Annotated in this window: 19 protein-coding genes; 9 read left to right on the forward strand and 10 right to left on the reverse strand. The window is 56.6% G+C overall.

The features are described from left to right. The first annotated feature begins 41 nt into the window (after positions 1-41). From ACVBEJ_RS08825 to ACVBEJ_RS08850, 6 genes are all read left to right on the forward strand, one after another. A complete protein-coding gene (locus tag ACVBEJ_RS08825; RefSeq protein WP_447129261.1) occupies positions 42-2,777 on the forward strand; it encodes a PD-(D/E)XK nuclease family protein in 2,736 nt (911 codons plus the stop codon). Between the two features lie 274 nt (positions 2,778-3,051). Next, the gene (locus tag ACVBEJ_RS08830; protein ID WP_447129262.1) at positions 3,052-6,537 is read left to right on the forward strand and encodes a UvrD-helicase domain-containing protein; all 3,486 of its coding nucleotides are present in this window, start codon (positions 3,052-3,054) and stop codon (positions 6,535-6,537) included. A gap of 194 nt (positions 6,538-6,731) precedes the next feature. Further along, positions 6,732-7,799, forward strand: coding sequence for a 3-deoxy-7-phosphoheptulonate synthase (locus ACVBEJ_RS08835; RefSeq protein ID WP_447129263.1), 1,068 nt, complete (start codon positions 6,732-6,734; stop codon positions 7,797-7,799). 4 nt (positions 7,800-7,803) lie between these two features. Next, complete coding sequence (locus ACVBEJ_RS08840) at positions 7,804-9,078, forward strand: ATP-binding protein (RefSeq protein ID WP_447129264.1); 1,275 nt, start codon at positions 7,804-7,806, stop codon at positions 9,076-9,078. Beyond that, positions 9,075-9,614: a response regulator transcription factor gene (locus tag ACVBEJ_RS08845; RefSeq protein WP_447129265.1), complete on the forward strand. Its 540-nt coding sequence runs from the start codon at positions 9,075-9,077 to the stop codon at positions 9,612-9,614. Before ACVBEJ_RS08840 ends, ACVBEJ_RS08845 begins: the two co-directional genes overlap by 4 nt. A 13-nt stretch (positions 9,615-9,627) precedes the next feature. Next, positions 9,628-10,149 carry a retropepsin-like aspartic protease family protein gene (locus ACVBEJ_RS08850; protein WP_447129266.1) on the forward strand — a complete coding sequence of 174 codons (522 nt, stop codon included), beginning with the start codon at positions 9,628-9,630 and terminating at the stop codon, positions 10,147-10,149. 568 nt (positions 10,150-10,717) lie between these two features. Here ACVBEJ_RS08850 and ACVBEJ_RS08855 read toward each other — a convergent pair. Beyond that, positions 10,718-11,095, reverse strand: coding sequence for a glycine zipper family protein (locus ACVBEJ_RS08855; RefSeq protein WP_447129267.1), 378 nt, complete (start codon positions 11,093-11,095; stop codon positions 10,718-10,720). 239 nt (positions 11,096-11,334) lie between these two features. Between ACVBEJ_RS08855 and ACVBEJ_RS08860 the strand changes: the two genes are divergently transcribed. Together ACVBEJ_RS08860 and ACVBEJ_RS08865 are read left to right on the forward strand one after the other, a co-directional pair. Beyond that, positions 11,335-11,871, forward strand: a complete 537-nt coding sequence (locus ACVBEJ_RS08860; protein WP_447129268.1) for a sigma-70 family RNA polymerase sigma factor — start codon at positions 11,335-11,337, stop codon at positions 11,869-11,871. After that, positions 11,864-12,475, forward strand: a complete 612-nt coding sequence (locus ACVBEJ_RS08865) for a hypothetical protein (protein WP_447129269.1) — start codon at positions 11,864-11,866, stop codon at positions 12,473-12,475. Before ACVBEJ_RS08860 ends, ACVBEJ_RS08865 begins: the two co-directional genes overlap by 8 nt. A gap of 157 nt (positions 12,476-12,632) precedes the next feature. Here ACVBEJ_RS08865 and ACVBEJ_RS08870 read toward each other — a convergent pair whose 3' ends face one another. The 7 genes from ACVBEJ_RS08870 to pssA all read right to left on the reverse strand — a co-directional run bounded on the left by ACVBEJ_RS08870 (position 12,633) and on the right by pssA (position 18,235). After that, a complete protein-coding gene (locus ACVBEJ_RS08870; protein ID WP_447129270.1) occupies positions 12,633-13,481 on the reverse strand; it encodes an SPFH domain-containing protein in 849 nt (282 codons plus the stop codon). Positions 13,482-13,551: 70 nt separating this feature from the next. Then, positions 13,552-14,007, reverse strand: a complete 456-nt coding sequence (locus ACVBEJ_RS08875) for an NfeD family protein (protein WP_447129271.1) — start codon at positions 14,005-14,007, stop codon at positions 13,552-13,554. Between the two features lie 10 nt (positions 14,008-14,017). Beyond that, positions 14,018-14,251 (reverse strand): hypothetical protein, encoded by a 234-nt coding sequence (locus ACVBEJ_RS08880; protein ID WP_447129272.1) that lies wholly within the window; start codon positions 14,249-14,251, stop codon positions 14,018-14,020. Positions 14,252-14,437: 186 nt separating this feature from the next. Then, entirely contained in the window at positions 14,438-14,884 is a 447-nt protein-coding gene (gene rimI, locus ACVBEJ_RS08885) for a ribosomal protein S18-alanine N-acetyltransferase (RefSeq protein WP_447129273.1), read from the reverse strand. Continuing rightward, positions 14,877-15,557 (reverse strand): hypothetical protein, encoded by a 681-nt coding sequence (locus ACVBEJ_RS08890; protein ID WP_447129274.1) that lies wholly within the window; start codon positions 15,555-15,557, stop codon positions 14,877-14,879. The genes rimI and ACVBEJ_RS08890 overlap by 8 nt, the downstream gene beginning before the upstream one ends. 12 nt (positions 15,558-15,569) lie before the next feature. Then, positions 15,570-17,129 (reverse strand): 2-isopropylmalate synthase, encoded by a 1,560-nt coding sequence (locus ACVBEJ_RS08895; RefSeq protein ID WP_447129275.1) that lies wholly within the window; start codon positions 17,127-17,129, stop codon positions 15,570-15,572. A 251-nt stretch (positions 17,130-17,380) separates the two neighbouring features. Beyond that, entirely contained in the window at positions 17,381-18,235 is an 855-nt protein-coding gene (gene pssA / locus ACVBEJ_RS08900; protein WP_447129276.1) for a CDP-diacylglycerol--serine O-phosphatidyltransferase, read from the reverse strand. A 167-nt stretch (positions 18,236-18,402) separates the two neighbouring features. On the opposite strand from pssA, the gene ACVBEJ_RS08905 reads away from it, so the two are divergent. Beyond that, positions 18,403-18,858: a DUF4124 domain-containing protein gene (locus tag ACVBEJ_RS08905; RefSeq protein WP_447129277.1), complete on the forward strand. Its 456-nt coding sequence runs from the start codon at positions 18,403-18,405 to the stop codon at positions 18,856-18,858. A gap of 99 nt (positions 18,859-18,957) precedes the next feature. Here ACVBEJ_RS08905 and ACVBEJ_RS08910 read toward each other — a convergent pair whose 3' ends face one another. Both ACVBEJ_RS08910 and ACVBEJ_RS08915 read right to left on the reverse strand, forming a co-directional pair. Next, positions 18,958-19,893, reverse strand: a complete 936-nt coding sequence (locus tag ACVBEJ_RS08910; protein ID WP_447129278.1) for an electron transfer flavoprotein subunit alpha/FixB family protein — start codon at positions 19,891-19,893, stop codon at positions 18,958-18,960. Positions 19,894-19,895: 2 nt separating this feature from the next. Further along, on the reverse strand, positions 19,896-20,645 hold the full coding sequence (locus ACVBEJ_RS08915) for an electron transfer flavoprotein subunit beta/FixA family protein (RefSeq protein ID WP_447129279.1): 750 nt from the start codon (positions 20,643-20,645) through the stop codon (positions 19,896-19,898). Positions 20,646-20,792: the final 147 nt, after the last annotated feature.

The following is a 20,792-nucleotide window of genomic DNA, read 5'->3' on the forward strand; positions in this document are numbered from 1 at the left end:
TGTGCCATCATTCCCCATCCCACAAGGACTGTAAACACACCATGCTCACCCCTCTGTTCGACATCAACCCGCTGTTGCCCGACATCGAATCCGGGGCGCTTATTCTTACCCCCAACAATCGCATCGCCAGCAAAATGCTCGACGCCTGGGGGCAACACCAGCAACAACAGGGGAAAACCGCATGGCGCGCACCCACTATTTGCGCCATCGAAAACTGGGTGAGCGAACAATGGCAACAACTACTGGCTGCCGGACAAGCCGACAAACTGGTGCTCTCCAAACCCCAGGAACTGCTGCTGTGGCAACAAGTCATCGACGCAGACAGTGAAAAACCGCCTCTGCTCAATGCCACCGGCCTGGCCAACAGCGCCCGCGATGCCCAGCACAACCTGCAACTGTGGTGCATCGACGATGCCGAACTGGAAAAGTACCCGGAGCCCGGTATCAAACTGCTACAGCGCTGGCGTCACAGCCTGCAACAGCATTTACAGTCACTCAATGCCATCACCGCCAATCAGCGCCTGCCCCATTTACAAACAGCTTACGCCAATGGCCTGCTGCAACCCTGCCAGCGCATCTTGTTGGTGGACTTTCAAACCCTGGCCCCCTTGCACCTGCAATTACTGCAAACTGCCAGCAGCGAAGTGCAGCACTTTCAATGGCCCGACAAAACGCCAGACAAACATCAACAAACACAATTCAGCGACCCCCAACAGGAACTGCAACAGGCCGCTATTTGGGCTCAGGAAAAACTCACCACAGCCCCCCACAGTCGGGTCGGCATTATCATTCCCGACCTGCCCAGCCGCCGCCAACAGGTAGAGCGAGTATTTCGCCAGCAGTTTGAAGCGGACTACAGCCACCCTGAAGTCCCCCGTTACACCGCACCGTTCAACATCTCCACCGCCACCCCACTGGGCAGCACACCGTTGGTGGCAGCGGCATTACAACTGCTCAAACTCAACCTGCCCAGCCAGCCCCTGGCGGACTACTGTCGGGTACTCAACTCGCCGTTCTGGGGCGACTGGCAAAAGGAGCTGGCATCGCGCGCCCAGGCGGAAAAGCAACTGCGAGAATTGGCCAAAGCACAGCTCAGCGGTGTGGAATTTCGTGAACTGTGGAATCAGGCAGCAAATTGTTCGACGTTCGACGTTCGACGTTTGACGCCGGCAAGCTCGGCAGAGAACTCCGGCGCCGGCACCTCGTCCAACGTCAAACATCAAACGTCAAACCCCCTGAGCCACTTTGAAACCCTGCGCCGGGAAGCCCCCAAACGCGGCAAACACAATCACTGGTGTACCCTGTTCGGCGCCCAGCTGAAAAGTCTCGGCTGGCCCGGCAATCGCCCTCTGGACAGCGTTGAATTTCAACAACTGGAACACTGGCAACAACTGCTGGATCAGTTTGACGAACTGCAACTGGTCTCCCCGGACATCGACCTGCGTCAAGCCCTGAAGCAACTGGAACAGCTGGCCCAAAGAACCCCCTTCCAGGCCCAAACCGAAGACTCGCCGCTGCAAATTCTCGGCCTGCTGGAAGGCGCCGGCCTGCGCTTTGACCACCTGTGGATGATGGCCATGGACGACCGCCAGTGGCCACCACCACCAGAGCCCAACCCACTGCTGCCCATTGACCTGCAACGCCGGCACAACATGCCCAGGGCCAGCGCTGAACGGGAACTGCAACTGGCGCAACAACTGCTGACCACCTACCAGAGCCGCACAGACGAGCTGCTGTTCAGCCACAGTCAATTCGACGGCGATGTCACCCTGGCAGCAAGCGGCCTGATCGCCCACATCCCGGCCACAGCATTCACCCCGCAGGAAGCTGCGCCGCCAGAAAGCCAAGTTGAATTGGTCGCCCTGGAAAACCCGTCACCGCTCAATACCGCCAACACATCCGTACGCGGAGGCAGCGGCCTGTTAAAAGACCAGGCAGTGTGCCCGTTTAACGCCTTTGCCCGCTGGCGGCTGGGCGCCCTGGAAGCGATGGAACCCACAACGGGGCTATCCCCCGCAGAGCGCGGCACCATTCTTCACGACCTGCTGGACAGTATCTGGCAACAACTGCAAAGCCAAAGCGTACTGCTGACCATGGGCAACGAGCAGATCGAAGCACTGATTCAACACCACTGCCAACCCATTCTGCGCCGCTGGCAACAACGCAAACCGGAACTGGGACCGCGCTACTGGCAACTGGAACAAGAGCGTCTGACCGGGCTGCTGCAAAAATGGCTGGACATGGAAAAACAGCGCCCGGAATTTACCGTAATTGCCAGAGAAGCCGACATCGAACAATCCTTTGCCGGCCTGACACTGAAATTGCGCATCGACAGAATCGACCGCAGCGCCAGCGGCGAAACCCTGCTGATGGATTACAAAACCGGCAACGCCACCGTCAACGGCTGGCTGGATGAACGCCCCAACGAACCGCAACTGCCTCTCTACGCCCTGCTGCAGGATCAGGCGCCCAGCGCCATCAGCTTTGCCATCATCAATGCCGACAAACAAGTAATGGTGGGGCTCACCGACAATCCGGCGTTAATTCCAAACTACAAACCTCCGCACCAACCGCTGCCGGAAAGCTGGCAGGAACTGCTGCAACAATGGCGCGATTCCCTCACTGAACTGGCCACCAGCTACAAGCAAGGAGACGCGGAAATCACCCCCTACCACTCCCAGGCATTTTATTACCAGAGCGAACTGCTGCCCCTGAACCGCTGGCCGGAGCAAACAGAAATTACACGCAAATTGGAAAACCAGAAGGTGCCAGCATGAGCAACGGAGCAGAACCGGTATTGCCTTCTGTGACACGCCGTCAACCCTTCCCTGGGGGCTCGTGGCCAGCATCCTTGCTGGCCGCGGTCACAGAAGGCAATACCGGTTCTACTCCTTCAGAGCTCTGCCCAGACATCAAAGGTGTGTTCGGGGTGGCATTTCAAAACCGTCAGCAGCATGGATGCTGCTGTCGAGCTTACATGGATGTACTTGCAGCGTGTTTTGAAATGCCACCCCGAAAACACCAAACCACGATACACAAGCACTAAAAAACATGACCGCCCAACCCGCCGACTACCAACAGCGCCAGCAAGCCCTGGACCCCAGCCGCTCCTTTGCCGTAGCCGCCCCCGCCGGTTCCGGCAAAACCGGCCTGCTTACCCAGCGGGTGCTCACCTTGCTGGCCACCTGCCAGAACCCGGAAGAAGTGCTCGCCATCACCTTTACCCGCAAGGCCGCCGCCGAAATGCGCCACCGTATTGTGGAAGCACTGCAACTGGCACAATCCTCCAGCGCGCCAGACGACGATCATCAACGGCAAACCTGGCAACTGGCCCGCAAGGTGTTGGCAAAAGATGCCGAGCACAACTGGCAGCTGCTCACCGCCACCAGTCGCCTGCGCATCCAGACCATCGACGGTCTATGCCGCAACCTGGCGCGGCAACTGGTGCTGGAAAACGGCCTCGGTGAACTGCCACAACCGGCAGATAACCCCCAGGAACTGTATCGGGAAGCGGTGCAGGAATTGTTTAAAGAGTTGGACAGTTCGACGCTGGACGTTGGACGTTGGACGAAAGACAGCTCGGCAGAGGATTCAAGCGCCGGCACCTCGTCAAACGTCGAACACCCAACGTCCAACGCCATAGCCACCCTCCTGCGCCACCTGGACAACAACATGCCACGGTTGGAAGGGCTGCTGATCAACCTGCTGGCCAAACGGGAGCAATGGCTCAGCCACATCCTGTCGATTCGCGATGCCCGCCCGTATCTGGAACAACAACTGCAACAAACCATTACAGACAATCTGCAACAAGCCCGCCAACAACTACAGCCCTGGGCAAGCGAACTGGCGCTGCTGCTGGACTACGCCGCCAGCAACCTGGCCAACAGCAACCCGGATCACCCCCTGTGCCAACTGCAAAACAGCCGCGAGCTACCAGAACCGACAGCGGACAATGGCTATATCTGGCAGGTAATGCTGAATTTACTGCTGATTAAAAGTGGCGACTGGCGAAAAACCATCAATGTGCGCGACGGCTTTCCGGCGGGCCGGGGCCAAGCCAAAGAGCGCAAAGACCAGCTATTGACCCTTGTTGGCGAATTAAAAAAACAGGACGGCCTGCACGACATTCTGCTGGACATTCGCACCCTGCCCTACCCGCAATATCCGCACAAACAATGGCAGGCATTACAGGCACTCACCGAACTGCTGCCTCAATTGAGCGCCCGCCTGAGCCTGGTATTTTTGCGCAACAACGCCTGCGACTTTACCGAAGTCACCCTGGCAGCGCTGCGTGCCCTGGGCACGGAAGACAACCCCACCGACACCGCCCTGCGCCTGGACTACCGCATTCGTCATATTCTGGTGGACGAATTTCAAGACACTTCCAGCAGCCAGATGCAACTGCTGCGCCGCCTTACCGCTGGCTGGCAGCCCGACAGTGAAGATGGCCGCAGCCTGTTCATTGTCGGCGATGGCATGCAATCCCTGTACGGATTCCGCAGCGCCAACGTGGGGTTGTTCCTGGAAGCCCGCCGCCACCCGGTTGGCGATATACAACTGCAACCGCTGGATTTGCAGGTCAATTTCCGTTCGCAAAACAACCTGGTGGAATGGGTCAACCAACTGTTTCGCCGCGCCTTTCCCCAAAAAGACGATATCGCCCGCGGCGCGGTGCGCTACAACGATGCGGTGGCCTTTAAACAGGCGCTGCCCGGAGACGCAGTCACCATCGACGCCATTGTCGACGCCGACAACCGCCAGCGGGAAGCGCAATTGGTGGTAGAAAAAATTCACAGCGCCCAGGCCGATGATCCGCAGGGCTCCATCGCCGTACTGGTGCGCGGCCGCAGCCATTTGCAAGACATACTGCCCGCGCTCTACCAGGCGGGACTGAGCTGGCAGGCCATCGACATCGAACCGCTGGCCACCAAAATGGCCGTTATTGATGTACACAGCCTCACCAGGGCATTGCTGTCACCGGCAGACCGCATTGCCTGGCTTGCCATTCTGCGAGCGCCCTGGTGCGGCCTGCAACTGGCGGATATTGAGTGTCTGGCCACGGAACACTGTGGTGCCAATCCCAGGGCAGAGGGGGAACAGCATCCGCTGCTGCTGGGCCAACTGATGCACTGGCAAAATCTGCAAGGGCTCTCTGAAGAAGGCCGCACCATACTCAATCGCACAGTGCCGCCATTGCTGACGGGCTTGCAACAACGGGGCCGCAAACCCCTGCGCAGCTGGGTAGAGGGCATCTGGCTGGCCCTTGGCGGAGCTGCCGCGCTGCTGGACACTGGCGACTTGCAACACGTACGCCGCTATTTCGACCTGCTGGAAGCGCACAGCGGCGAAGGCGAGGTACAAGACTGGCAGGCTTTTACCCAGGCAGTAGACAATCTGTACGCCGCACCACCGGCCAACAGCAGTGCGCAACTGCAACTGATGACCATACACAAATCCAAAGGGCTGGAATTCGACACCGTGATTATTCCCGGCCTGGACAAAGCCCCCCCTGCCAACAACACCGAAATACTGCTGTGGCGAGAACGCATCGACCGCCACGGCCAGCCGCAACTGCTACTGGGGCCATTGCAGGCCAGCGGCGACTCCGACGATCACCTGTTCGAGCATTTAAAACAGGAAGCCAAACTGAAAACCCGCCTGGAAAACGCTCGGGTAATCTACGTGGGTGCCACCCGCGCCATTAAACGCTTGCACCTGCTGTTCCACCTGACAAGCAACCCCAAAGAGGGCTACAAAACACCGCCCATCAATAGCCTGCTGGCACCGCTCTGGCCTACGCTGGAGCCGGACCTGGAGCAATGTGCACGTCTGCACCAGGTCGAGCAGATCGAAGCAGAATCCCCCACCCCCAGCCTTACCCACTTCGGCCGCTTGCCCTCCGGCTGGCAACCGCCACCTGTTTGCAACGGTTCACTGCTGGCGGATTACCGGGGCCGCGCCGAAGGCTATGAGCTCGCCTCTGAACAACCGGAATCCAGCGCCCGACACATAGGCACCGTGCTACACCGCACCCTGCAACAAGTAGCCACAGAAGGCACCGCCCAATGGAGCCAGGCACGCATTGATCAGCAACAGCGTTATTGGCAAGTACAACTGCAACAGCTGGGAGCCCCCCCGGATACCCTGCCCGCCGCCATCAACCAATTGGCTACCGCCCTCACCAACAGCCTGAACGACAACCGCGGCCTGTGGATACTGGACAACCGACATCAAGACAGCCAATGCGAACTGGCCCTGGGCTACAGCAACAGTCACAACCACCGCCAGGCAGTGATAGACCGCACCTTTATCGCCGATGGCCAGCGCTGGATTGTGGACTACAAAAGCGCGCAACCGGCTGCCGGACAAAGCCTGGAAGAATTTGGCCAACAACAAACCAGGCACTACCACCAACAACTGCAACATTACGGAGAACTGTTTGCGGCCATGGAAGACCTGCCGGTGCGCCTGGCGCTTTACTTCCCCCTGGTGCCCTGTTGGGTGGAGCTGCCGTTTGGACAAACCCTGTCATCCTGAGCGCAACGAAGGACATCGCACTCCGATCAAACAAAGAGATCCTTCGCTGCGCGAAGGATGACAGCAACGAACCAAGAGACACGCTTAAAGCATATTCCATCAATTTTCAGTATCATAAATTTTAGCTATTTCCATGCACGGCAAGCTCTGCCTAGTATTGCCGGTTTGCGCCAAACACCCACGGACTTGTAACCATGTCACCACAGCTGTTAGACAACCTGCGGATTGCCTCCCAGGAAACCCTGATTACCCCGCGCCAACTGAAAGAACAACTGCCCCTCAGCGATACCGCTGCCGAGGTCGTAAGCAAAGGCCGTCAGGACATTCAGAATATTCTCGACCGCAAAGATCACCGCCTGATGGTGGTGGTTGGGCCCTGTTCTATTCACGATGTGGACGCCGCCATGGAATACGCCCGGCGCCTGAAAGAGCTGGCCGCCAAAGTCGATGACACCCTGCTGCTGGTGATGCGCGTGTACTTTGAAAAACCCCGCACCACCGTGGGCTGGAAGGGGCTGATCAACGACCCTTACCTGGACGACTCCTTCAAGATTCAGGATGGCCTGGGCATCGGTCGCAAACTGCTGATGGATGTTTCAGAGCTGGGCCTGCCTACCTCCACCGAAGCGCTGGACCCCATCTCCCCCCAGTACATGCAGGACTTGATCAGCTGGTCTGCCATTGGCGCCCGCACCACCGAGTCACAAACTCACCGGGAAATGGCCAGCGGCCTATCTTCCGCAGTGGGCTTTAAAAACGGCACCGACGGTGGCCTGGAAATTGCCATCCACGCCATTCAATCGTCATCCAAGCCACACCGCTTTTTGGGCATTAACGGTCAGGGGCAAGTGGCCATAATCGAAACCGCCGGCAACCCCTACGGCCACGTGGTATTGCGCGGCGGCAACGGCAAGCCCAACTACGATTCAGTGAGCGTCTCCATGTGCGAGCGCGAGCTGCAACAGGCGGGTGTTATTCCCAACATCATGGTGGATTGCAGCCACGCCAACTCCAACAAAAACCACGAACTGCAACCCCTGGTGATCGACAACGTCGCCAACCAGATTGCCGAAGGCAACCACTCCATTATCGGCATTATGGTGGAAAGCCACCTCCACGCTGGCAACCAAAAAGCCGGCCCGGACATGGCCTACGGCGTTTCCATTACCGACAAATGCATCAGCTGGGAAACCACAGAAAAATCGCTGATGGATATGCGGGACAAAATTAAAGACGCGTTGGTGCACCGCCAAGTATCATAGGCCCATGCCTACCCTGCCACCCAATTCCAGTGCGCTGATTCGCCGCAACCTCAAACGCCTGAACCTGATTCGCTGTATCGCCATCGGCGGTCAGTTTCTGGCGCTGTACTATTTTTGGGCGCTGTCGGACATTGGGCTGCCCGGCAATATCCTCACCATTATCCTGCTAATTTACAGCACAGTGCTGGCCGCCAGCATTTGGCGAAGCCACTGGCGGGCAGCACTGACAGAAGCGGAGTTTTTCGCTCACTTGCTGGCGGACATGGTGTTTTTCTCCGCCCTGCTCTACTTCAGCGGCGGTGCCAGTAACCCGTTTGTGTCTTACTACCTGGTGCCCATTTGCATCGCCGCAGCAACCCTGCCGCGCAGTTACAGCTGGCTGATTGCGGTGCTGTCGCTGCTGGCCTACGGCGCGTTGTTTTACTACCACCACCCGGTGATGGCACTGGCTCCCGACCACCATCACCACGGCGGTGGCGATGATGCCAACCTCCACCTTATTGGCATGTGGGCAAACTTTGCCGTCAGCGCCGCATTGATCACCTTTTTTATTTCCAGCATGGCCGCTGATCTGCGCCGCCAGGAAGCCGCCGCCAACCGGCTGCGGGAAGATGAGTTGAGAAACGATCAAGTCTTGGCCGTAGCTACACTGGCGGCGGGCACCGCTCACGAACTGGGCACACCACTGAATACCATGCAGCTGTTGCTGGACGATATGGCCGAGGCCCAACATCAGGACAACGACGACCTCCGTGTACTGCAAGAGCAGGTAAAACAGTGCCGAACCACCCTGCAACATCTGGTGAGCACCGCCGACATCAACAGCGACCAACAGCAACCGGGGCGCGACTTGCGTCAATATTTGCAAGAGCTGTTTACCCGCTGGCAGGTGATGCGCCCGGATGCCAAAGCGGATATTGCCTGGCGGGACGACTGCCCGGCGGTGGATGTGCACTTCCGGCCCACAGTGGCACAATCCATTCACAACATTCTCAACAACGCCGCTGATGCCAGCTCGAACATTGACATTGCCGTGCAGTGGGATCATCACCAATTGCAGTTGATGGTGCGCGATTTTGGCGCTGGCCTTACTCCGCAGCAACGTGAGCAGATGGGCCAGCCGTTCACCAGCTCCAAAGCCGGCGGCATGGGCCTGGGGTTATTTCTCACCCACACTACCCTGAATCGAATCGGCGGCCAGGTACTGATGGATAACGCCGATGGCGGCGGCACTTTAACGCAGGTTCTGTTGCCACTGGCAGAGGTACCAGCACAGTGACCGGCGACAAGCGCAAATGGCTGCTGGTGGATGATGACGTCACCTTCGCAGCCACTCTGTGTCGCTCCCTGCAACGGCGCGATGAACTGGTTTTGGTAGCCAACACAGAGCAACAAGCACTGGCTCTGGCTGAACAAGAGCAGCCCTCCCATGCCGTGCTCGACTTAAAACTGGCAGAGACATCCGGCCTGCACCTGCTGCAGGAACTCAAACAGCGGCTGCCCAATTGCCAGATAGTCATTCTTACCGGTTACTCCAGTGTCGCCACCGCCGTAGAAGCCATCAAACTGGGCGCCCTTAACTACCTGTGCAAACCCGCCACCCTGACGGAAATACTGTCTGCCTTCCACGGGGAAGATGGCGATCCGGACACAGCCATCGCCGATACTCCACCGTCCATGGATCGCCTGGAATGGGAGCACATCCAGCGGGTGCTGGCAGAAAATCACAACAATATTTCCGCCAGTGCGCGGCAGCTGGGGATGCACCGGCGCACATTACAGCGCAAATTGCACAAAAGGCCGGTTAAAAAGTAACGGAGCTGTTTCCATGACGCCACAACAAACACCCTCTCCGGAAAAAACCATGGGTCGCGGCATGATGATCGCCGGGTGGCTTATTGTCCTGGCCCTACTCACCTGGGTATTTGGCGATTGGGAAGAAAGCCGCTACAACCCCAACCGGGACGTCACCAGCTCGACCACCGGCGGCCAGGTGGAAGTCACTCTCAAGCGCAATCGCTGGGGGCACTATGTGGCCAATGGCACTATTAACGGGAAAGTGGTGACATACCTGCTGGACACCGGCGCAACGGATGTGTCCATTCCCGGCCACCTGGAAACCAAACTGAACCTGCGCCGAGGCCGCAGCCACAACGCTTCCACCGCCAACGGCACCATTCAGGTTTACAGCACCACGGTAGACAAATTCACTCTTGGAAAAATCGAAATGCGCAACGTGCGCGCCAGCATTAACCCCCACATGAGAGAGAACGAAATTCTGCTCGGGATGAGTGTGTTGCAACACCTGGAATTGGTGCAGAGGGGAGATACGTTGACGATTCGGCAATAGGTTAATTCTTGCCAGAGGGCATAAATACGGCATTGCTTTCTGAGACACGCCGTGAACCCGTCCATGGGGGCTCGTCGCCAGCATCCCTGCTGGCCACGGTCACAGAAAGCAATACCGTATTCATGCCTTTGACGTTTGGGAGTGATGACAACAGAGTCATTGCGAATATTGGCTGCTATCTCGTAGGCCATGGGTGGGGTTAGTACTTGCTGAGACCGTATGCGACATGGATGTCGCATCCGAGCCCCCATGGATGGGTTCACGGCGTGTCGCAGCAAGTACTAACCCCACCCACGGCCGAATTCCGAGAAGACCGCGAGGTAACTATCAACTCACGCGTCAAACCACCGTGGAATCAAGAACGTATGCCATGCGCCGCACTGGAGCCACGGATTCAGGTTTTATTAAACCGGCAACCTTATAGGTTGCGTTTAATAATGCGGCACAAGGATGTGCCGCCGCTGGCGAAGCCAGCGCAAGCTCAATAAAATCAAGCACTTCCGCGCAAGTGCGTTAGGTTTTATTGAGCGCGCAATACAAAAGGCAGGACGCCTTTTGTACTGCCGGGTTAATAGTTAAGAACTTTATAACCCCGACCACGCAAACAAGTGCGCACCACCCGGCGCTTTTCCCACTCTGCTGAGCGCGCGCCTCTGACACCGGACAACACCGCACCGGTGCCAGCACCTCGGGCAGCGCCGGTACTGCCGTCAAAAATACCGCCCAGTACACCACCGACTACCGCGCCCTCTGCCGCGCGGCCAGCCACTCGCTCGCCCTTGTTAATAAAACCGGCGTATCCCTCACAGTCCGCCAGGTCACCGTGGAAGGCGGCCATATCCACACCTTTTTCATCAATAATCACCCCACTGTGGCCATAGCCACGGTAGGTATTGGCACAAGCCGCCAGTAACAGGCAGCAGGCCACAGAGACAACCAGCTTCATCACACCAACCTCAAAAAGACCATTTGCTGAAAAAACGGCGCAGCAGACCTGCCGTTGACAACAACCCGAATGGTTAACGCTGACGTTTATACAGTGTAGGCATCACTTCAGTATGCGCAGAGCAATCACCGCCAGGGCTATCGCGCAGAAATGATTCAATTGGTTAAAATGGCGCGAGCCCTTCAAGGAGCGGAGCAGGGCCAAACCCTTTCTGCACGCTGACAGAACTGAGGACACCTATGGACGATCACGCATTGATGCAAGAATGGCAGCAAGGTGATGTAACTGCTTTCGAGCGCCTCTACCGCCGCCACAAAGATGCTCTGCTGCGCTTTCTGTGGCGCCAGGTTGGACATTCTGCGGCAGAAGAACTTTTCCAGGACATATGGATGAAGGTAATCCGGGCGCGGTTACGCTACCGCCCTACCGCCAGTTTTAAAACCTGGCTGTACACCATTGCCCGCAACCGGCTGCTGGACCACTACCGCAGCCAACAGCGTCAGCCGGTGATGGAATGGGACCAAGAACAACCGTTGTGTGCCGCATCTGATCCCCAGGGTGAGTCCGCCAATCATCAACAAATGCAGCGTTTGCTGGCGCTGTTAAAAACCCTACCCACAGAACAACGAGAGGTTTTTCTGTTAAAAGAGGAAGCGGGTTTTACGGTGCCGGAGATTGCCCGGCTGATCGACTGTAGCCTGGAAGCGGCCAAAAGCCGCCTGCGTTACGCCATCAAAAAATTGCAACAGGGTATGGAGGCAACCTGCGATGCCTGAACACGAACAGAAACACCACAAAGCCATTTCCGAGCTCTACCAACAGAGCCAAGAGGAAACCATGATCACCCGCGACCTGGACGACAAAATCCTGACCGCCGCCAAAGCAGACCTGACAACGGTCCCCAAAAAAGCCGTCAATGTCGTTCGCTATTCTGGCTCGCGCCGTTGGAGCACACCGGTAGCAGCAGCGGCCTGCCTGCTGCTGGCCACCTCTGTAGGCTTTAACGTGGTGCTCTATCAACAGGCGCAACCGTCCGTTGAACCACAAACCGCCAGATATGCAGATTTGGCAGTTGTGGCACCCTCTCCCGCGTCCACCAGCACACCGAAAACCGCTCAAGCCCGCAAAAAAGAAGCCCTCGAATCCCGGCAAATAGCCGCGGAATTACGCGAGCAGCGTTTCTCCACAGGGGAGTCAGATCTGAGTTTCGAAACTGCCGATGCAGAGGAAAAAGTGGTTGTTACCGGCAACCAACTATCGGTAGACCCGCAACAGGAACAACGCATCGAAGCCATTATTACACTGCTGGAAAACGGCGAGCTAAAACAGGCGGAGCAAGCGTTGGCGATGTTATTGAGTACTCATCAGCGACAGGAATAGTCTCGTCATCGAGCGAAGCGCGGCGACTCAACGGCTTTGCTTGTAAATCAGTGACATAAAAGACACTGGGTTGCCGCGCTGCGCTCGCAATGACAGTTTGGGTGGTTACCCCCGACAGCAGTGCGCGCAGGCGGGGATGACGACAATAGGAAAGCAATCACCGCCCTCCCATAATCCCCCGCACCGCCGCAGGAATATCAGCCGGCAACACAACGGTTTTGGAATTTTCCGACAGCGCCATATCCTGGATGGCGTCTACGTATTTGTCACCCAGCAGGTACATCACCGGCAGCTCTTTGTCCTGCACGGCCAAGGCCACTCGCTCCACCGCTTCCTTGGTGGCTTCTGCCAGTACCACTTTGGCCTTGGCGTCGCGGCGGGAGGCTTCCAGGCGGCCATCCGCTTCCAAAATGGCGGCTTCTTTTTCACCATCCGCACGGGTCACCGTGGCACGGCGTTCGCGCTCGGCGGCGGCCTGCTCTTCCATCGCCTTCTGCATGGTGGGCGACGGGTTGATGTCTTGAATCTCCACGGTTTTCAGGGTGATACCCCAATCGGCAATATCGTCGGAAATGGCGCCTTTCAACTTCGCCTTGATCTGATCCCGGGAAGACAGGGCATCGTCCAGGTCCATCTCACCGATAATGGAGCGCAGCGAGGTTTGCACCAGGGTTTGAATGGCAATCTCGTAATTCTCAATGCCGTATACCGCTTTTTCCGGGGTCACAATATTGATGTAAGCCACTGCGTTGGCAATGATCACCGCGTTATCGCGGGTAATCACTTCCTGGGAGGGAATATCCAGAACGATGTCTTTGGTGGTTACCTTATAAGCCACCGCATCAAAAAACGGTACGATAAAATTCAAGCCCGGCGGCAGGGTTTTGTGATATTTGCCCAATCGCTGCACGACATATTTCATGCCCTGGGGAACGGTTTTTACGCCACTGGTAAGAACAATAAACGCAAAGACAACGGCAATACCGAGAGTAATAATTGAATCCATATTTTCTATCTCCTGAAGTTATTGAATAGACCTGTCATTGCCAGCGCAGCCAGGCAATGAGTGCAAATATTTATTGTTTTTTATTAACAATCAGAGTATTGCCGGAAATTTTCGCAATGGTCACCCGGTCGCCTACTTCTACATCCTGCTGACAAATAAACTCCCACTCGTCGTTTCCCAATAACGGAGTGGCAAAGCGTACCTGGCCGCGATTGCCTTCTACTGGAGCACGAATCACATGGCCGGTTTCGCCAATGGCGGCCTCGCCACTGATGCCAGCGGTGGTGCGGTCCGCCATGCGGGGTTTGAAGTATTTAAACCAGAACACAGTAAAGGCGCAGGACGCCACCAACCAGATCAACAGCTCTGTGGCGAACCCCATTTCCGGGGCCACCGCCTTGATCAGACCCACCACGATGGCTCCGAGGCCAAACCAGAGGATAGTAAAGCTCGGCAAAAAAATCTCTGCGGCCACCAGTACAACGCCGAAGATCAACCAGTGCCAGTAGGCGAGATCCAATTCCATAATGCGCTCCTTATTTGATAATGCCTTTTATACCACGGGGTTTTTTGCTGCTTTTGCCCGCCTGCTTGACGATAAAAATAATCAGCGGCAGCGTCAGGGCAGCGCCAAATACAATCAACAGTAACGGCAGGCTACCCGGCATTTGAGTCAGTTTCATGTACAGGCCGGCACCGATCAGCACCACCCCCAGCAAATCCAGCAACAGCAGCTTGCCGGGAATAGTCAGTTTTATTTTACGGCTCATATCATTGCTGCCCCACAAACTCGCAAAACGTGAATTGGGTATTGCTTGATGTGACCGTGGCCAGCATGAATGCTGGCGACGAGCCTACAGGGAAGTATTCACGGCGCGTCACAGCAAGCAATACCCAATTTATCTCGGCTGATAATTTAAGTTCCCAAGGCTTTATGTTTCCTACGCTTCAAACATCTATATCAACTCTTTTGCCATCATCAACGCGTCCTCACTGCCTTGATCCGTTCGGTAATAATCCCGGCGCTCGCCAATCTGGTTAAAGCCGCTATCCAGGTAAAGATGGATAGCCGCAAAGTTACTGGCGCGTACTTCCAGAAATACCATACGAGCTTTTTGGGCCGCTTGCAGCAAACAGTGATCGAGTAGCTGGCGACCCAGACCCTTACTTTGATATTTGGGCGCAACCGCTATATTCAAGACTTCCGCTTCACCCACCACCAGAGAATACAAATAATAGCCTGCTACCCGACCACTGGATTCCAGCACCCAGCAGTGATGGCAAGATTCTAAACTTTGTTGGAATTGATTGCGGCTCCAGGGGTGTGGCGACACCTGCGTTTCAATGGCAGATACCGCGTCAATATCCCCTGGCTCCATGGGGCGTATGGATGCATCACCCACTGTTTGAAGTCACAGGGCGCAGCAATTGCCATGTGGTGCGCTTATGGGCCGGGTCTGCCAACATGTCATCCAGACCGGGAGTAACCACCCATTGACACCGCTCCGACAACTGCCCCCTGCCAGTTTCCCTCTGACCTTCCGGCAACAGGTATTGGCTGGCACGCTGCCCCATCACCAAAACCAGACTGCAACCGCTCTGCTCAACCCGCCCACTCAACAGAGAAGCGAACATGGCGCGGGCATCTTCCAGGCCGCCGGGGGCATTGGCCACCACAGGCCATTGCACCAGCTCCGGTTCCGCGAGAGAAGAATCCAAACGGCCAATAGCGCGCAATATATTGGCGAGTAACTGGTGTTGGTTCTGGGGTGGGTTCTGGTCGTAATCCAGGGCACCAAACACCAGGGTGTCGCCCACCCGCCAGTGACACATGGCAAAGCGCAGAGGTTCTGCTTCCTCGCCCGCTGACCGTGCTTTTGCTGGCTGTGCGGGCGCGGGCGACTGGCTGGGCTGGGCTATTTTCAGGTCAATGAGTGGCTTTTTGGGTGATGGTTTGACATCCGCCACCGGGGTGGCCTTCACTGGCGATGGTGAGGGCTTTTGCGGGGCAAAAAACTCCCTGGGAACGTATTGCACAACCCCCAGGGTTTTCAGACAGTAATCCCGCTGTAACATCGCCACTCTCCGTTATACTGCGCCCACATGAGGGTTGGTGCGTTCCTCACGCCCCAGGGCATTAAGAGCATTGATGTAGGCCTTGGCGCTGGCCACCAGAATATCCAGATCGGCACCGGAACCATTCACCTTGCGATCCCCCTTGTTGAGAGAGACCTTAACTTCCGCCTGGGATTCGGTACCGGCAGTCACCGCATTCACGTTATACAGCTCCAGCTCGCAGCCACTTTTGGCCAGCCCTTCAATGGCTTTAAACACCGCATCCACCGGGCCGTTGCCCTCGCCTTTGAGGTTGTGCTCGGTGCCGTCTTCCTTGATCACCATATGAGCCACCGGGGTTTCCCCCATACGGGAATCCACATCCATGGTCACCAGTTTGAATACATGCCCATCGGTGTCGAGCGGGGTTTGTTCGTTGCGCATTTCCGACACCAGTTTGCGCAGGTCATCGTCGTAAATCTCCCGCTTTTTGTCCGCCATCAGTTTGAAGCGGGCGAAGGCGTCGTTGAGTTCTTCCTTGGTGTCAAAACCAATACCCAGTTCATCCAGGCGGGACGAAAACGCCGCCCGACCAGACAACTTGCCCAGCACCAGCTTGTTGGTGTTCCAACCCACGTCTTCGGCTTTCATAATTTCGTAGGTTTCCCGGTGCTTGAGAATGCCATCCTGGTGAATACCGGATTCGTGGGAAAACGCATTGGCACCGACAATGGCTTTGTTGGGCTGCACCGGAAAACCGGTGATGGACGACACCAGCTTGGACGCGGGCACGATGTTTTCCGTGCGAATGCCGGTTTGCACCGGGTACAAATCCTGGCGGGTGCGAATGGCCATAACGATCTCTTCCAGAGAGGCGTTACCGGCGCGCTCACCCAGGCCATTGATAGTGCACTCCACCTGGCGTGCACCGCGATGCACCGCCGCCAGTGAGTTGGCCACCGCCAGTCCCAGGTCGTTGTGGCAGTGCACCGAAAAAATCGCCTTGTCGGAATTGGGCACATTATCTATCAAACGGCCAATGGTATCGCCGTATTCTTCCGGTGTGCCGTAGCCCACAGTGTCGGGCACGTTGATGGTACCGGCACCGGCATCAATCACCGCCTCGACAATACGGCACATAAAATCAAACTCGGAACGGCTGGCGTCTTCCAGGGAAAACTCCACATCGTCGATCAGATTGCGGGCCATGGTCACCGCACTGACCGCCTGCTCCACCACCTGATCCGGCTCCATCTGCAACTTGTACTTCATGTGGATGGGCGAGGTGGCGATAAAGGTGTGAATGCGGCCGGAGTTGGCCACCTTCACTGCCTCGCCAGCGCGCTCAATATCCGCGCGCACCGCCCGCGACAGGCTGCACACGGTGCTGTCTTTTACCAACTCGGCAATGGAACGCACTGAATCGAAGTCGCCGGGGCTGGCAATGGCAAAACCCGCCTCGATCACATCGACACCCAGCTTCTCTAGTGTACGGGCAACCTGGAGCTTTTCCTCTTTTGTCATGGATGCACCGGGGCTTTGCTCGCCATCACGCAGGGTGGTATCAAAGATAACCAAACGATTCTTACTCATTACTGCCTCTCTAAACTCTATTTTGGGTTGCTGACTTTCAGGGAATGCTCCGGGAGGAGCGGGTAAAGCGGGTATTCGTGAGCCTTCTGCCTTAAGGCAGAAGGAGAATAAGCGGGGATAGCACAGCGCCAGCCAGGTTGGGAACCTGACCGAAGCGGTTACTGTGTTGAATAGAGGTAGTAGTCACTGTCATTCGCTGTGCTGGATACTGCCCTGAATTTGAGCAGTTTTTCAGTGCTAGTGCAAGCACATCATCCGGTTTGACGCCGCAGCCGCCGCACAATTTGTGCAACCGGCCCGGAAGCCGCATAAACCAGGCCCAGCAGCAACAGCATTTTGGGCGGGTCGATAGACACAACCACAAACACAAACACCGCCACCAGGATCATTACAAAAGGCACCCTGCCCCGCAGATCGAGTCCTTTAAAGCTGTGGTAGCGAACGTTCAGTACCATCAGAATACCTGCCACACCGGTAATCACCGCCGCCACCAACGCCAGCCCCACACCGATCTCGGTATCGTGCCCCGCCCACACCATGGCAGCCACCAATGCCGCCGCCGCCGGGCTCGCCAGGCCGATAAAGAAACGGCTGTCGACCGTCCCCACCTGGGTATTGAACCGCGCCAGCCGCAACGCCGCACAGGACACGTAGATAAACGCCACCGCCCAGCCCAGCTTGCCCAGTTCATTGAGCCCCCAACTGAACGACACCACCGCCGGCGCCACCCCAAAAGACACCATGTCTGACAGGCTGTCGTACTGAACCCCAAAGGCGCTCTGAGTGTTGGTCAGGCGCGCTACCCGGCCATCCAGACCGTCGAATACCATGGCCACAAAAATAGCGATAGCGGCCACTTCAAAGTGGCCATTCATGCCCGCCAGAATCGCGTAAAAACCACTGAACAAAGCACCGGTGGTCAACAGGTTGGGCAGCAGATAAATGCCACGGCGCCGCACCGGGCGGCCATCCACAGTCTCCTCCTCCTCGTGCTCCTGAATCGGCAGTGCCTGCTCCAGTTCCTGAGCCAGGCTTTCCTGTGGGGCATCGGTTGCATGCTGCGGGTCGTGACTATCGTTGGCGTGACTGTCGCTGGAATGATTCATAAGGTACTCTGCATCTCCAATTGGGCACATCATAGGCCAATATCGAGCAAAAACAACCAATTGCGATGAAACCATCTATAATCACAAAAGACAGTTTTATGACCTGTGCACAGTTTTCACCACCGATGACTGACGTACAATGGGCTCATTCTTCAAGGAGCAAAATAATGAAAATACTCTCCAGCGCATGGATTTTGGCTTTTAGCCTGTTGCTTTCCCCTGCTTTGCAGGCGAAAGAGGTCATTTACAAGTGGACCGACACTAATGGCGTGGTGCACTACTCGTCGCACCCTCCGGCGGGGCAAAAGGCGGAAAAGGTCAAAGTGGTTGGCCGCAAGGGAACCTCTGTGGATATATCCAAAAAGGCCGTCAATCAACCAGAGCCACAGCCAGAATCACAACAACAAGCCGTCGCACCCCCGGCAACGGTAGAAACACCCCCAAGCCGTAAAAACCCGGAACACTGCGAGCAGGCGAAAAAGAACCTGTGGAATCTGGAAAATTACCCGCGCCTGAGAATTGAAGACCCGGAAACCGGCGAGCGCCGCATGATGTCCGACGATGAACGCCAGCAGTATCTGGACGAAGCGAAGAAGCAAATTAGCGACTTCTGTGACGAATAAATGTATTACTGTCATCCTGAGCGCAGCGAAGGATCTCAATATTGCTGCTAGCACGAGGTCCTTCGCTGCGCTCAGGATGACTAAGTTCAGTTAATTTCTTTACAGCTGACTTTCCAGCTCCGGCAGGGCGGTAAACAAATCCGCCACCAGGCCGTAATCCGCCACCTGAAAGATCGGTGCTTCTTCGTCCTTGTTGATGGCGACAATCACTTTGCTGTCTTTCATCCCCGCCAGGTGCTGAATGGCACCGGAAATACCCACGGCGATATACAGCTCCGGTGCGACAATTTTGCCAGTCTGCCCCACCTGCATATCGTTGGGTACAAAGCCCGCATCCACAGCAGCGCGGGATGCACCTACCGCAGCGCCCAATTTGTCGGCAATGCGGTACAGCATGTCGAAGTTGTCGCCATTCTGCATGCCGCGACCACCGGAAACCACCACCTTGGCGGCGGTCAATTCCGGGCGGTCACTCTCCGCCACATCTTCGCGCACAAAGCTGGACAGACCGCTGTCGTGGCTGGCATCAACCGCTTCCACCGCTGCGCTGCCGCCGCTGGCATCCGCCGGGTCAAAAGCGGTGCCGCGTACCGTCAGCAGTTTTACCGCATCGCTGCTCTGCACCGTGGCGATAATATTGCCCGCGTAAATGGGGCGCTGGAAGGTATCCGCACTGTCTACGGCGCTGATGTCGGAAATGGCCTGCATATCCAACAGCGCGGCAGCGCGGGGCACCAGATTTTTACCGGTGGTGGTGGCCGCAGCCAACACATGACTGTAATCAGAGCCCTCCACCAGTTGCGCCACCAGTGGGGCTACATTTTCCGCCAGCTGGTGCTCGTAGGCGCTATTGTCTGCAACCCGCACCTTGGCCACAGAAGCCACCTGAGCGGCCTGCTGAGCCACAGCATCACAACTGCTGCCAGCCACCAGAATTTCAATATCACCACCAATGGCCTGAGCCGCTGCCACTGCATTCAGAGTGGCGGGGTTCAGTGTGTTGTTATCGTGCTCGGCAATTACAAGTATGCTCATGTTCAGATCACCTTCGCCTCGTTTTTCAGTTTATCCAACAGCTCTGCCACATCTGCCACCTTCACACCGGCCTCTCGCTGGGCGGGGGGCGCCACTTTCAGCAGCTTGGTGCGAGGCGTAACATCCACCCCCAGATCGTCCGGGCTGGTGGTATCCATGGGCTTGCTCTTGGCTTTCATAATATTGGGCAACGACGCATAACGGGGCTCGTTAAGGCGCAAATCGGTGGTCACAATGGCGGGCAGATCGAGCTTCAGGGTTTGCAAACCGCCGTCTACTTCCCGGGTCACCTCCACAGCGCCATCAGCTACCACCACTTCACTGGCAAAGGTGCCTTGCGGATAACCGCTGAGGGCCGCCAGCATCTGGCCGGTCTGGTTGTTGTCGCCGTCGATGGCCTGCTTGCCCATCAACACCATATCCGGCTGTTCTTTGTCGACAACCGCTTTCAGGCACTTGGCTACCGCCAGGGGCTCCAGTTCGGCGTCTGTTTGAATCAGAATACCGCGATCAGCTCCCAGAGCCAGAGAGGTGCGAATCTGCTCCTGAGATTGTTGCGGGCCAATGGAAACAGCAATAACTTCCGTGGCAATGCCCTTCTCTTTCAGGCGCACCGCTTCTTCCACCGCAATTTCACAAAATGGGTTAATGGCCATTTTTACATTGGCCAGATCCACCGCCGAACCATCAGGTTTGGCACGGGCCTTGACGTTGTAGTCAATCACGCGCTTTACCGCTACCAGAATTTTCATCGTTTTTCCTTACAAACAGAGGACATAAAACAGCGCAGAGACTATCACGGAGTTTTTCTCATCTCTACGCTGCTGGCTACTTTTTGCACAACATATTATGACTGCACGGCCACTAAAGTTATCCCTCGGTGAGACGATAAACAGTAC

It is taken from the genome of Porticoccus sp. GXU_MW_L64, assembly GCF_052983295.1.